Source organism: Dietzia cinnamea NBRC 102147 (assembly GCF_001571065.1).
GTDB lineage: Bacteria > Actinomycetota > Actinomycetes > Mycobacteriales > Mycobacteriaceae > Dietzia > Dietzia cinnamea.
Genome location: NZ_BCSW01000009.1, coordinates 83,636 through 96,779 on the forward strand (window position 1 = coordinate 83,636; position 13,144 = coordinate 96,779).

General features: G+C 71.5%; 11 protein-coding genes. 8 read left to right on the forward strand and 3 right to left on the reverse strand.

Features of this window, described 5'->3' with window-relative positions; genetic code table 11:
- Positions 1 to 17 precede the first annotated feature (17 nt).
- The 4 genes from DCI01S_RS05620 to DCI01S_RS05635 all read left to right on the forward strand — a co-directional run bounded on the left by DCI01S_RS05620 (position 18) and on the right by DCI01S_RS05635 (position 3,507).
- Entirely contained in the window at positions 18 to 929 is a 912-nt protein-coding gene (locus DCI01S_RS05620; protein ID WP_061228325.1) for an alpha/beta fold hydrolase, read from the forward strand.
- Between the two features lie 194 nt (positions 930 to 1,123).
- A complete protein-coding gene (trxA, locus tag DCI01S_RS05625) occupies positions 1,124 to 1,507 on the forward strand; it encodes a thioredoxin (protein ID WP_061228326.1) in 384 nt (127 codons plus the stop codon).
- Between the two features lie 161 nt (positions 1,508 to 1,668).
- The gene (locus tag DCI01S_RS05630; RefSeq protein ID WP_061228327.1) at positions 1,669 to 2,790 is read left to right on the forward strand and encodes an NDMA-dependent alcohol dehydrogenase; all 1,122 of its coding nucleotides are present in this window, start codon (positions 1,669 to 1,671) and stop codon (positions 2,788 to 2,790) included.
- Between the two features lie 96 nt (positions 2,791 to 2,886).
- Positions 2,887 to 3,507, forward strand: coding sequence for a DUF1707 SHOCT-like domain-containing protein (locus DCI01S_RS05635; protein ID WP_061228328.1), 621 nt, complete (start codon positions 2,887 to 2,889; stop codon positions 3,505 to 3,507).
- Here DCI01S_RS05635 and DCI01S_RS05640 read toward each other — a convergent pair.
- The 3 genes from DCI01S_RS05640 to DCI01S_RS05650 all read right to left on the reverse strand — a co-directional run bounded on the left by DCI01S_RS05640 (position 3,504) and on the right by DCI01S_RS05650 (position 5,628).
- Positions 3,504 to 4,016: a dihydrofolate reductase gene (locus DCI01S_RS05640; RefSeq protein WP_061228329.1), complete on the reverse strand. Its 513-nt coding sequence runs from the start codon at positions 4,014 to 4,016 to the stop codon at positions 3,504 to 3,506. The two genes, DCI01S_RS05635 and DCI01S_RS05640, sit on opposite strands and share 4 nt — an antisense overlap.
- Positions 4,017 to 4,025: 9 nt before the next feature.
- Positions 4,026 to 4,826: a thymidylate synthase gene (locus tag DCI01S_RS05645; protein ID WP_061228330.1), complete on the reverse strand. Its 801-nt coding sequence runs from the start codon at positions 4,824 to 4,826 to the stop codon at positions 4,026 to 4,028.
- A 61-nt stretch (positions 4,827 to 4,887) separates the two neighbouring features.
- Positions 4,888 to 5,628 (reverse strand): 3'(2'),5'-bisphosphate nucleotidase CysQ, encoded by a 741-nt coding sequence (locus tag DCI01S_RS05650; protein WP_061228331.1) that lies wholly within the window; start codon positions 5,626 to 5,628, stop codon positions 4,888 to 4,890.
- 96 nt (positions 5,629 to 5,724) lie between these two features.
- On the opposite strand from DCI01S_RS05650, the gene DCI01S_RS05655 reads away from it, so the two are divergent.
- From DCI01S_RS05655 to DCI01S_RS05670, 4 genes are all read left to right on the forward strand, one after another.
- Positions 5,725 to 10,461, forward strand: a complete 4,737-nt coding sequence (locus DCI01S_RS05655) for an ATP-dependent helicase (protein ID WP_061228332.1) — start codon at positions 5,725 to 5,727, stop codon at positions 10,459 to 10,461.
- Between the two features lie 70 nt (positions 10,462 to 10,531).
- The gene (locus DCI01S_RS05660) at positions 10,532 to 11,470 is read left to right on the forward strand and encodes a cation diffusion facilitator family transporter (RefSeq protein WP_061228333.1); all 939 of its coding nucleotides are present in this window, start codon (positions 10,532 to 10,534) and stop codon (positions 11,468 to 11,470) included.
- A gap of 3 nt (positions 11,471 to 11,473) precedes the next feature.
- The gene (locus DCI01S_RS05665) at positions 11,474 to 12,349 is read left to right on the forward strand and encodes a DNA-formamidopyrimidine glycosylase family protein (protein ID WP_061228334.1); all 876 of its coding nucleotides are present in this window, start codon (positions 11,474 to 11,476) and stop codon (positions 12,347 to 12,349) included.
- The gene (locus DCI01S_RS05670) at positions 12,346 to 13,101 is read left to right on the forward strand and encodes an SDR family oxidoreductase (RefSeq protein ID WP_061228335.1); all 756 of its coding nucleotides are present in this window, start codon (positions 12,346 to 12,348) and stop codon (positions 13,099 to 13,101) included. The genes DCI01S_RS05665 and DCI01S_RS05670 overlap by 4 nt, the downstream gene beginning before the upstream one ends.
- Positions 13,102 to 13,144 lie beyond the last annotated feature (43 nt).

Consider the following 13,144-nt stretch of genomic DNA (forward strand, 5'->3'; position numbering starts at 1 on the left):
CGGCCCGGGAGGCGCGCATGCCGAGTACTGAGACCACCGTCGAGCCACAGCAGTTCGCGGTCGAGCGCGAGGACGGCGTCCGGCTGGTCGGCGAGGTCTGGGAGCCGCACGGACCGGACGGCCGGCCCACCGAGCCCGTCGACGAGATCCTCATGCTCCACGGCGGTGCGCAGACCCGCCACGCCTGGAGCCGGGCCTCCCGCCGCCTGGCCGCCGAGGGTTACCGCGTCACCGCGATGGATGCGCGCGGACACGGGGACAGCGACTGGGACCCGGAGGGTGACTACGACATCCATCGCCTCGCCGCCGATCTCGAGGCGATCGTCGCAGAGCGGTTCCCCGAGCGGCGTCCGGTCGTCGTCGGTGCGTCGCTCGGCGGGATGACCGCGATGCTCTCGCTGGGCACCGGCAAGGACGTCGCCCGCGCGCTCGTCCTGGTCGACGTCACCCCCAGGCTCGAGGCCGCGGGCGTCGAGAGGGTGGGGGAGTTCATGCGGTCCGGGTTCGACGGGTTCGCGAGTCTCGAGGAGGCCGCCGACGCGATCGCCGCCTACCAGCCCCACCGCAAGCGGCCCCCGAACCCCGAGGGACTGCGCAAGAACCTGCGGCTGCGCGAGGACGGGCGCTGGCACTGGCACTGGGACCCGCAGTTCGCCGGCGGGGCCTCCGCCGACAACGCCGAGATCGGCAACGCCTTCTTCGAGGAGCTCGTCCCGAGGATCACCCAGCCCACCCTGCTCATCCGCGGGTCGGCCTCGGACATCGTCAGCGACGACTCCGTGCAGCATCTGCTCGAGCTGCTCCCGCACGCCCACACCACGGAGGTCGCCGACGCCGGTCACATGGTCGCCGGCGACGACAACGCCGTCTTCCTCGACCAGCTCGAGTGGTTCCTGGCCGAGGTGCTCGATTCGCCGCCCCTCCGCTGAGTCCCCGACGAGCCGCGGCGCGGGGGCGTCCGGGGAATAACCCCACTCCGTGTACGTTGCCCTGGATGAGCGGTCGTCGATACCCGTCCGGGTATCGGTGGCCGGGGAATCTCGTCGCCGGCCCGCGCGATCCGTAGGCTGGCGACAAGCAGACGGGTCGAGAGTCGCCCCGTACGCGCAAGGAGGGCATTCGTATGAGCACCGTCGACATCACGACCGCCGAGTTCGAGAAGACCGTCACCGAGAACGACATCGTCCTGGTGGACTTCTGGGCCGAGTGGTGTGGCCCGTGCAAGGCCTTCGGCCCGGTCTACGAGAAGGTGTCGGGCAAGCACCCCGAGGTGACCTTCGCGAAGGTCGACACCGACGCCGAGCAGCAGCTCGGTGCGATGCTGCAGATCCAGTCGATCCCGACGCTGATGGCGTTCCGTGAGGGCATCGCCGTCTTCCGTCACTCGGGTGCGATCCCGGAGCAGGCCCTGGACGACCTGGTCGAGCAGATCAAGGGACTCGACATGGACGAGGTCCGCAAGGCCGTCGAGGAGGCGCAGGCCCAGCAGGGCGACGCCCAGGCCTGAATCCCCGCGCGCGGATCCGGGACCTCTGGTCCGCACCGCGCTCCCTCCGGGGGGAGAACACGTTCTTGTAGCCACCCCACAGATGTCAGAACCGGGGTTAGTGTGACGAGAACACGTTCCAGTGACGGTGATTACCACCGTCGCGCCCGGAGGGAGTCGCAGTGAAGACCAAGGCCGTAATCGCCCGTGAGCTCGGCAAGCCGTTCGAGATCGTCGAGGCCGAGCTCGACGGACCCCACTTCGGTGAGGTGCTGGTCAAGTGGAAGGTCGCCGGCCTGTGCCACTCGGACCTGCACATGCGGACCGGGGACCTGCCCGGTCGGCTCCCGATCGTCCTGGGGCACGAGGGTGCGGGCGTGGTCGAGGCCGTCGGTGAGGGGGTCACCCACGTCCAGCCCGGTGACCACGTGGTGGGCTCGTTCATCCCCGCGTGCGGCAAGTGCCCGGCGTGTGCCCGTGGCATGTCCAACCTCTGCGACGGCGGCCTGAACGGCACCTTCGGCGTCATGGCCGACGGCCGGTACCCCTTCGCCCTGGACAATGGCGAGACCGCCGGCGCCATGTGCACGCTCGGAACGTTCTCCCAGTACACCGTCGCCAACATGAACTCGGTGGTCAAGATCCAGGACTGGATCCCCTTCGAGGTCGCCGCGCTCGTCGGCTGCGGTGTCACCACGGGGTGGGGCTCGGCGGTCTACTCCGCCGACGTCAAGGCCGGAGACACCGTCGTGGTCTTCGGCATCGGTGGCATCGGCATCAACGCGATCCAGGGCGCCAGGCACGCCGGCGCCCGCTTCATCCTCGCGATCGACACCGACGAGACCAAGCTCGCCAAGGCCAGAGAGTTCGGTGCCACCCACGTCTACACGGACGTCGAGCAGGCCAAGGCAGAGCTGCCCGGGTTGACCTGGGGCCTCATGGCGGAGAAGGCCATCATCACGATCGGCGTGGCCGACGCCAAGGTCACCGCCGACGCCGTCGACATGGTCGGCAAGCGCGGTGTCGTGGTGCTCACCTCGATGGGCGGCCTCGACAACCAGTCGATCACCCTCACCGGACTGTTCGTCTCCCAGTACGAGAAGGTCATCAAGGGGTCGCTCTTCGGGTCGGCCAACGCGTTCCACGACATCCCCAACATCCTGCGTCTGTGGGACGAGAAGCAGCTCAAGCTCGACGAGCTCGTCACCCACCGCTTCACCCTCGACCAGGTCAACGAGGGCTACGAGATGATGGAGGCGGGCGGCGAGGGCATGGTGCGCGGCATCATCGTGCACGAGGACTGACCGCGGCGGCCCACGACCCGGACCTACACCGACCCCGCGGGGTCTGGCGTTCCGGGCCCTCCCATCAGGCACCCGGTCGCTGGGTAATCTGAGGCCATGGATCCGGAGCAGGACAACGACCCCAGAGCACTGGCCCAACGGCGACTGGAGGCGATGGTGGGGCGCGGTGAGCTCTCGCTCGCCGAGTTCTCCGACCGCGCCGCCCAGATCTGGGCGGCCACCTGCCCCGCCGAACTCGAGGTGGCGCTGAGCGGACTGCCCGCCGGGTCCGACCCGGCCGCCCCGCCCGCCGCGCACCGCCCGGGCCCGCCGGCCCCCCGCCCCGGCGCCGCCATCGTCGTGGACGAGGGCCAGAAGACCACCTCGATCTTTGACACCCTCAAGCGCGAGGGGAGATGGATGCTGCCGGACGACTACCGGCTCACCTCGTGGATGGGGGAGATCTACCTCGACGCCCGCGAGGCCGTCGTCGACCGCCCCCGCACCCACCTCCAGCTGGACCTGTGGGCCGCCAACGCCCGGGTGCTGCTCCCGCCGGGCGTCTCGGTCACGATCACCGGGAACCGGACGATGACCGATCTCAAGATCGACGAGGGGCGCTACGAGGTCCACGGCGGCCCGCATCTGGACATCGAGATCAACGGCTTCATGGCCAACGCCAAGATCAAGATCCTCGCCGCGGGGGAGAAGATCCCCAAGACCTGGAAGTGGTTCTAGCGCTCCCGGCGACGCCACACGGTGTGCCGGTGCCGCACCTCGTCGTCGTACCCGTCGACGCGGCTCCGTGGATCGGTGATCCACTCGCCGACCTCCACCCGCTCCCACGCCGCGTCCAACGTGGGCGCCAGCACGGTCCCGGGCGCGTCGGCGTCGATCTCGGTCACCAGGCACTCGTCGGCCGCGGGCAGCGCGGCGGCGTAGACCTGACCGCCGCCCATCACGACCGCGTCGCGGCCCGCCGAGGCCAACGCGGCGTCCACCGACCCGGCGCGCTCGGCGCCGTCGGCCGCCCACCCGGGGTCCCGCGTGCACACGATGTTGCGGCGTCCCGGCAGAGGGCGGAAGCGCTCCGGCAGAGAGTCCCACGTCGCGCGGCCCATCACCACGGGGCGGCCGACGGTGGCCTGCTTGAAGAAGGCCAGGTCCTCGGGGATATGCCACGGCATATCCCGGCCGTCACCGATCACCCCGCCGCGGGCCTGCGCCCACACCATCCGCACCGCCACGGCGCCGGCTCAGACCGCGACCGGGGCCTTGATGCCCGGGTGGTGCTCGTAACCGACGACCTCGAAGTCCTCGAAACGGTAGTCGAAGATCGACTCCGCCTTCCGTAGCCGTAGCTCCGGGTACGGGTACGGCTCACGCTCCAGCTGGGTGCGCACCTGCTCGACATGGTTGTCGTAGATGTGGCAGTCCCCGCCGGTCCAGATGAACTCGCCCACCTCGAGGCCTACCTGCTGCGCGACCATGTGCGTGAGCAGGGAGTAGGAGGCGATGTTGAACGGCACGCCCAGGAAGAGGTCGGCGCTGCGCTGGTAGAGCTGGCAGCTGAGCTTGCCGTCGGCCACGTAGAACTGGAACAGCAGGTGACACGGTGGCAGCGCCATCTGCGAGAGTTCGCTGACGTTCCACGCGCTGACGATGTTGCGCCGCGAGTCCGGGTCCGTACGCAGCAGGTCCACGGCCGCCGCGATCTGGTCGATGTGCCGGCCGTCCGGGGTGGGCCACGACCGCCACTGGACGCCGTAGACGGGGCCGAGCTCGCCGGCCTGGTCCGCCCACTCGTCCCAGATGCTCACGCCGTGGTCCTGCAGCCATCGCACGTTCGAGTCGCCGCGCAGGAACCACAGCAGCTCGTAGGCGACCGATTTGAAGTGGACCCGCTTGGTCGTGAGAAGGGGGAAGCCGGCGGCGAGGTCGTACCTGATCTGGTGACCGAACAGGCTGCGCGTGCCCGTTCCCGTGCGATCCGCCTTCGGGGTGCCCTCTTCCAGGACGAGCCGGAGCAGATCCTCGTACGGGGTGGGGACGGTCATGAGGCGGAGTCTACTGAAAATCCGGGGGCCGACCCACTGGGGCTCTCAGCGACCCATTCCGTCACACCGACCAGCCCGCCGTGGCGGCGAGCACCTTCTCCGTGAGATCTGGCCGGCAGACGAGGATGTCCGGGGAGTGGGCGTCGGACTTGTTGAACTCGATCGGCGAGCCGTCGGGCCGGGACGCGTGCAACCCGGACGCCAGCGCCACCGCGACCGGCGCGGCCTGATCCCACTCGTACTGCCCGCCGGCGTGGAGATAGACGTCGGCGTCGCCGAGCAGTACCGAGAGCATCTTGGCCCCGGCGGAGCCCATCGGACGCACGCGTAGCCCGAGCTCGTCGGCGATCTCGTGCACGCCGGCCGGTGGGTTGTTGCGGCTGATCACCATGGTGCCGGAGAACGGCCCGTCGACGTGGTCGACCTGGTCCGACCGGAACACCCTGCCCGCGTCGGGCAGGCCCACCGAGGCGAGGGCGGGCCGGCCGTCCACCACGAGCGCCACGTGCACCGACCAGTCCGAGCGGCCGGTCGAGAACTCCTTGGTCCCGTCGATCACATCGATGATCCACACGCGCGCCTTGTCCAGGCGGCTCAGGTCGTCGGAGACGCCCTCCGAGAGGGTGCCGTCGTCCGGCCGGTGCACCGCGAGCACCTCGTCGGTCCAGCTCTGGGCGACCTCGTTGGCGACCCGCGCGAGCGACCGCCCGTGCAGCAACCCGCCGGCCCGGGTGCCCCGGACGATGTCCCCGATGCCCGTGGCGAGGTGGTAGGCCAGGTCGTGGTCGCTGAGTTCGCGCATGCCCTCACTCTACGGAGCAGGCGGCGCGTGGCGGCCTGTGTCGTCGGCCGCTCTGTCGTAGGCCGCTCTGTCGTAGTCGTAGGCCATCATGACTTCATGCCCGCCGCCCTGGACCGGTTCCACCCGGCCACCGCCTCCTGGTTCCGAGGCGCGTTCGACGCGCCCACAGCGGCCCAGGAAGGGGCGTGGACCGCGCTCGCCGGCGGATCGCACACCCTCGTCGTGGCCCCTACCGGCTCCGGCAAGACCCTGTCGGCGTTCCTCGCCGCGCTCGACGGGTTGCTCCTGGGTGACCGGGGCGGCGCGCCGGACCCCGGGCCCGGCACCCGCGTCCTCTACGTCTCGCCGCTCAAGGCCCTCGCGGTGGACGTCGAGCGCAATTTGCGCGCGCCGCTCGCGGGGATCGCCCGTGAGGCCGCGTCGATGGGGGTACCGACGCCGGACGTCACCGTCGGGATCCGCACCGGTGACACCCCGCCTGACGAGCGTCGCCGCCAGCGCGCCCGGCCACCGCACATCCTCGTGACCACGCCGGAGTCGCTGTTCCTGCTCCTCACCTCCGCCGCGCGGGAGACCCTCGCCACGGTGGACACGGTGATCATCGACGAGATCCACGCGGTCGCCGGCAGCAAGCGCGGCGCGCATCTCGCTCTCAGCCTCGAGCGGCTCGACGAGCTGCTCGACACGCCCGCGCAGCGGGTGGGGCTGTCGGCGACGGTGCGGCCGCACAGCGAGGTCGCCCGCTTCCTCGCGGGGGAGCGTCCCACCACGATCGTGGCGCCGGGGTCGGACAAGGGCTTCGAGCTCTCGGTGCGCGTGCCGGTCGAGGACATGGCGGACCTGTCCTCGTCGGCCCCGGAGGTCACCGCGCCGCCCGGCACCCCGGGTCAGGGCTCCATCTGGCCGCACGTGGAGCGTCAGGTCGTGGACCTCGTGACCGCCCACCGCTCGACGATCGTGTTCGTCAACTCCCGGCGCCTGGCCGAGCGGCTCACCGCGAGGCTCAACGAGATCTACGCCGAGGACACCGACCCGGGCTCGCTCCCCGAGCCCCCCGCCCGGCCGCCCGCGCAGCTCATGGTGCCGTCAGAGGTCTCGCGCGGGGCGCCGCCGGAACTGGCCATGGCCCACCACGGGTCGGTGTCCAAGGAACGCCGGGCGATCATCGAGGACGCGCTCAAGTCCGGCCGGCTCCGCGCGGTGGTGGCGACCTCCTCGCTCGAGCTGGGCATCGACATGGGCGCGGTGGATCTGGTCGTGCAGGTCGAGTCCCCGCCGTCGGTGGCCTCGGGGCTGCAGCGCGTGGGGCGCGCGGGACACCAGGTCGGCGAGGTGTCGCGGGCCGTCGTCTACCCCAAGCACCGCGCTGACCTCGTGCACAGCGCGGTCACGGTGGAGCGGATGCTCGCCGGCGCGATCGAGGAACTCACGGTGATCGCCAACCCGCTCGACGTGCTGGCGCAGCAGACCGTGGCCGCGTGCGCACTCGAGCCGATCGACGTGGAGGAGTGGTTCTCGGCCGTCCGGCGCACCGCCCCGTACGCCGGTCTGCCGCGGTCCGCGTTCGAGGCCACCCTCGACATGCTCGCCGGCAAGTACCCGTCCGCGGACTTCGCCGAGCTCAAGCCACGCCTGGTGTGGGACCGCGACGCCGGCACCCTCACCGGCCGCCCCGGCGCCCAGCGACTGGCCGTCACCTCCGGCGGCACCATCCCGGACCGCGGCCTGTTCGGCGTGTTCATGGTGGGGGAGAAGGCCGCCCGCGTCGGCGAGCTGGACGAGGAAATGGTCTACGAATCGCGGGTCGGTGACGTCTTCGCGCTCGGGGCCTCCAGCTGGCGCGTCGAGGAGATCACCCACGACCGCGTGCTGGTCTCTCCCGCGCCCGGCGGCACCGGCCGGCTGCCGTTCTGGCTGGGCGACGACCAGGGCCGGCCCGCCGAACTCGGCCGCGCCCTCGGCGGGTTCCTGCGCGAGGTGTCGTCCGGGTCGGAGGCGGAGGTCACCGCGCGCCTGGACGCCGCCGGCCTCGACACCTACGCCGCCGCCAACCTCCGGCGGTACCTGACCGATCAGCGCGAGGCGACCGGCCACGTGCCCAGCGACACGACCCTGGTCGTGGAGCGGTTCCGCGACGAGGTGGGGGACTGGCGGATCGTGCTGCACTCGCCGTTCGGCGCGCGGGTGCACTGGCCGTGGGCGGAAGCCGTGCGCGCCCGGCTGGCCGCCGCGCACGGCTTCGACGCGGTGCCGGTGGTGTCCGACGACGGCATCATCCTCCGGGTTCCCGATACGGGTGACGACGGCGAGGGGGGCGCGCGCCCGGGGGCTGAGACGTTCGCGATCTCTGCGGAGGAGGCGGTCGATCTGGTGACCCGGCATGTGGGCGGGTCGGCGCTGTTCGCCTCACGCTTCCGCGAGTGTTCCGCACGCGCCCTGCTGTTCCCCCGGCTGGATCCGGGCCGGCGGGCCCCGCTGTGGCAGCAGCGGCAGAAGTCCGCGCAGTTGCTCGACGTCGCGCGGAGGTATCCGGACTTTCCGATGATCCTCGAGGCGGTGCGCGAGTGCCTCCAGGACGTCTACGACGTGCCCGCGCTCGAGCGGCTGCTGGAGGAGATCGAGTCGCGCAGCGTGCGGATCGTCGAGGTGGATACGCCCGGCGCCTCGCCGTTCGCGCAGTCGCTGCTCTTCGACTACGTCGGCGCCTTCCTCTACGAGGGTGACTCCCCGCTCGCCGAGAAGCGGGCCGCCGCACTGAGCATCGATCCCGCCCTGCTCGGTCAGCTGCTGGGCCGCGTCGAGCTGCGCGAACTGCTCGACGTGGAGGTCCTCGACTCGATCGAGCGACGCCTTCAGCACCTCGAGCCCGAGCGCGCGGCACGCGACGCCGAGGCGGTGGTCGACCTGCTCCGGCTGCTCGGCCCGCTCACCGTCGACGAGATCGCCGAACGTTCCGCCGAGCCCGGCGCCGTCCCGGGCTGGCTCGACGAGTTGGCTCGGACGTGGCGGATCGTGCCGGTGGAGCACTCCGGTCGCAGCTGGTGGGCCGGGGTCGAGGACGTGGCCCGGCTCCGCGACGGCCTCGGAGTCCCGCCTCCACCCGGCGTGCCGTCGGCCTTCCTCGGCGACGTGGGCGACCCGCTGGGTGAGCTGATCCGCCGCTACGCGCGCACCCACGGCCCTTTCTCGGTCGAGGCGGTCGCCGAGCGGTTCGGACTCGGCGTGGCGGTCGTTCGCGGCGTGCTCGACAGGCTCACCTCCTCGGGCACACTGCTGGCCGGAGAGTTCCGCCCCGGCGCGACGGGTCCCGAGTGGTGCGACGCCGAGGTGCTGCGCCACATCCGCCGTCGATCGTTGGCCGCTCTGCGCTCGCAGATCGAGCCGGTGTCCCAGTCCGCGCTGGGCCGCTTCCTGCCCGGGTGGCAGAGCCTGGGGTCAGGTGGCGGCGCTGGCGGTGGCGCGCGGGCGGGTGCCGAATCCGGTGTCGACGGGCTGCTCGCAGTGATCGAGCAGCTCGACGGGCTCGCGCTTCCCGCCTCCGCCCTCGAACCACTCGTCTTGGCGCCCCGGGTGAGCGACTACTCTCCGGCGATGCTCGACGAACTCCTCGCCGGGGGAGAGGTCATCTGGAGCGGGCGTGGACGTGCCGGATCCCGCGACGGCTGGATCTCCCTGCACCCGGCCGATTCCGCCGGCGCCACCCTGCCCCTGGGGCGACCGCAGCCGGAGGGGCCGGTCCACCTCGCCGTCGTCGACTCCCTGCGCGGCGGAGCCCTGTTCTTCCGCGACATAGTCACCACGGTGAGGAGCGCACTCACCGCCCCTACCGACGCTGGGCCCGTGAACCCCGCCCCTTCCGACCCCGCACCCGCCGTCCCCGAGGCTGCGGTGCGCGACGCCGTCTGGGACCTGGTGTGGGACGGGGTCGTCACCAACGACACGCTCTCACCGCTGCGCGCGGTGCTCGCCGGCGGTGGCTCGTCCGGGTCGGGGACCGCGCACCGGTCGCCCCGCGCCTCCGCCCGCCCACGTCGCGCCCGGTTCGGCCGCACCGCGATGGCGCAGCTCAACGGTGCGGTCGCCGCGGGGACGAGGACGCCACCCGTGTTGGCGGGCCGTTGGTCCCTCGTTCCGGAGCCGATCAGCGACGCCACGCTGCGGGCGCACGCCTGGGCCGAGACCCTTCTGCTGCGCCACGGCGTCGTCACCCGGGGCGCGGTCGAGGCCGAAGAGATCCCCGGCGGGTTCGCCGCCGTGTACAAGGTGCTGGCGCAGATGGAGGACTCCGGCCGCTGCCGCCGCGGGTACTTCGTCGACGGTCTCGGCGCAGCGCAGTTCGCGGCCGGCAACACGATCGACAGACTGCGCACGTTCGACGACACCGCCGACGACGCCCACTGGCCCTCCGGAACCGACGAACCCACCGTCCGGGTTCTTGCCGCCACCGACCCCGCCAACCCCTACGGTGCCGCTCTGCCCTGGCCCGCCACCGCGCCCAGTGGAGGCGACGCGGCGGGCGGAGGCGACGCAGCGGCCACGGGCGGCTCGGGTCACCGGCCCGGTCGGAAGGCGGGCGCGCTCGTGGTTCTGGTCGACGGGATCTGCGTGCTGTTCGTCGAGCGCGGCGGACGCACCGTCCTCATCTTCGACGACCGCGCCGGTGCGGTGCCTCTCGCCGCGGGCGCGCTCGTCGACGCCGTCCGCTCGGGAGCGGTCGGTCCGTTGACCGTCACCACTATCGGCGGCGAGCCCGTGCACGGCTCTCCACACGCCGCCGCGTTCGAGGCGGCGGGCTTCGGCATCACCCCCAAGGGGGTGCGCATTCGGCGCTGACGCCCTTGAGACCCCACGCCCGATTAGTTAGAATATGCGCATTGGTGCATATGTCAGAGGGGGTAGCCGGATGGGAGTGGGTCACGCGCACGGTGCACACGGCTCGGGGCACACCCACGCTCGTCCCGCCGGACATGCCGGTGGGCGCCACCGCGCCAGGCTGGCGATCGCGTTAGCACTGACGGCAGCGTTCTTCGTCGTCGAACTGGTTGCCGGCCTGCTCTCCGGCTCCCTCGCCCTGCTCTCCGACGCCGGCCACATGGGGGCCGACGTCGTCGCTCTCGGTGCGGCTCTCCTCGCGACGATCATCGCCACCCGTCCCGACTCCACCGGCCGGCGAACGTTCGGCCGCTACCGCGTGGAGATCTTCGCCTCCGGCCTCGCCGTGCTCATCATGCTGGGAATGGGCGTGTACGTTCTGGTCGAGGCGCTCGGCCGCCTCGGCTCCGATACGCCCGTCGCCACCGGGACGATGCTCGTCGTCGGCGTGCTCGGCCTGGTCGTCAACGTCATCTCCCTCCTGCTGCTCCGTGGCGGGTCCGACGAGAGCCTCGCGGTACGCGGCGCCTACCTCGAGGTCCTCGCCGACGCCGCCGGGTCGGTCGGGGTGATCGCGGCCGCGCTGCTCATACGTACCACCGGGTCGACGGTCTGGGACCTCGTGGTGGCCGCGGCGATCGCGGTATTCATCGTGGTCCGCGCGGTGGCGCTCGGCCGGCAGGTCCTCGCAGTCCTCGCCCAGCACGCCCCGGCCGGTGTTGAACCCGCCGCGGTCGAGGCCCAGCTCGGCGTCCTGCGCGACGTGAAGGAGGTGCACGACCTCCACCTCTGGACACTCACGTCCGGGATGGACGTGGGGACCGTCCATCTGGTCGTCGCCCCGGACGCGGACCACGCCGAGGTGCTCGACGATGCCCGACGTGTCCTGTTCGACGAGCACGGGATCGAGCACGTGACCGTGCAGATCGAGACCGCGGGCGTCGGCGGCTGCCGCGAACTGGGGTGGTGAGCCGTGCCCGAGGGAGACACGGTCCACCGCGCGGCCACGCGGGTTGACGCCGCACTCGCCGGGCGGACCCTGGACCGGGGCGAACTCCGGGTGCCGAGGTTCGCCGCGGTCGACCTGCGCGGGAGGACCGTGAAGGCTGCCCGGTCGCGGGGCAAGCACCTCTTCGTCGACATCGGGCCCGACGACCAGGGGCGTGACCCCGTCACCCTCCACCTCCACCTCAAGATGGAGGGCCGGGTCCTCGTGCTCCGCGCCGGGGAGAGGTGGCGGTTCCCCGCACACACCGCCCGGCTGGTCCTGCGCGCGGACGACGTCGAGGTGGTGGGGACCGAACTCGGTTTCCTGCGCGCCCTGTCGCCCGCCGAAGCCGACGTGGCTGTCGAGCACCTCGGGCCCGACCTCCTCGGTGCCGACTGGGATCCGGCGGCCAGCGTGGCCGAGGTCGTGCGGCGCATCGAGGAACGTCCCACCCGCACCATCGGCGAGGCGCTCCTCGACCAGCGCAACCTCGCGGGCATCGGCACCGTCTACCGCGCCGAGTTGTGTTTCGTGCGGGGAGTGGACCCGCGCGATCCCGTCGAGACGGTCCGGGATCTCCCGGCGATGGTGAGGCTCGCACGCAGGATGTTGGTGGCGAACGCCGACCGTGTCGTCCGGGTGACCACGGGCGAGGCCCGGCGTGGTCGCGAGTTGTGGGTGTACGGCCGCGACGGCAAACCGTGCAGACGGTGCGGGACCGAGGTGGAGACCTTCCGCCTCGGCGGCCTCGCGAACCCCGATGAGCCGAGTGATTCGCTCGACCGCATCGCGTACCGCTGCCCGTCCTGCCAGCCGAGCCGTGCCACACTGGGCGCATCGCCAACTGAGGAGAACTCGTGACCGACCGCAAGACGATCCTGATCACCGGGGCCAGCTCCGGGCTCGGCGAGGGTATGGCCCGCCGCTGGGCGGCGCACGGCAAGAACCTGGCACTGTGCGCACGGCGTCTCGACCGCCTCGAGGAGCTGCGCGCCGAGCTGGTGGCCGCCAACCCGTCGATCACCGTCGCCGTTCGCGAGCTTGATGTGGCCGACGGGGAGGCGGTGGAGCGGGTCTTCCGCGAGCTGGACGCGGAGCTCGGTGGGATCGACAGGTTCGTGCTCAACGCCGGGCTGGGCAAGGGCGCTTCTATCGGCACGGGCAAGGCGCACGCCAATCGCGAGACCGCGATGGTGAACGTGATCGGCACTCTCAACCAGGCCGAGGCGGCGACTCAGCTGCTGCTCGCGCGAGGGGAGGGGCACCTGGTGTTCATCTCGTCTGTGAGTGCGCTGCGGGGGATGCCCAAGGCGCAGAACACGTACGGCGCCACCAAGGCTTTCGTCTCGTCCCTGGCGCAGGGGATGTACGCCGAACTCGACAGCGCCGGAAGCCGTATCAAGGTGACGGACATCCTCCCCGGTTACATCCGCACGGACATCAACCGATCGGTGAAGACCGCGCTGATGACGGAGTTCGACGAAGGCGTCGACGCGCTGGTCAAGACGATCGATGCGGAGCCCGTCCGCGCGCTCGTCCCGGCCAAGCCCTGGAAGGTGATCGGCCCGCTGCTCACGCTGCTCCCGGAGAAGGTCAGCCGCCGCTTCGTCTGAGGTCGCCGCGGAATCATCTCGAGCTTGCACTTCCACCCGCCTT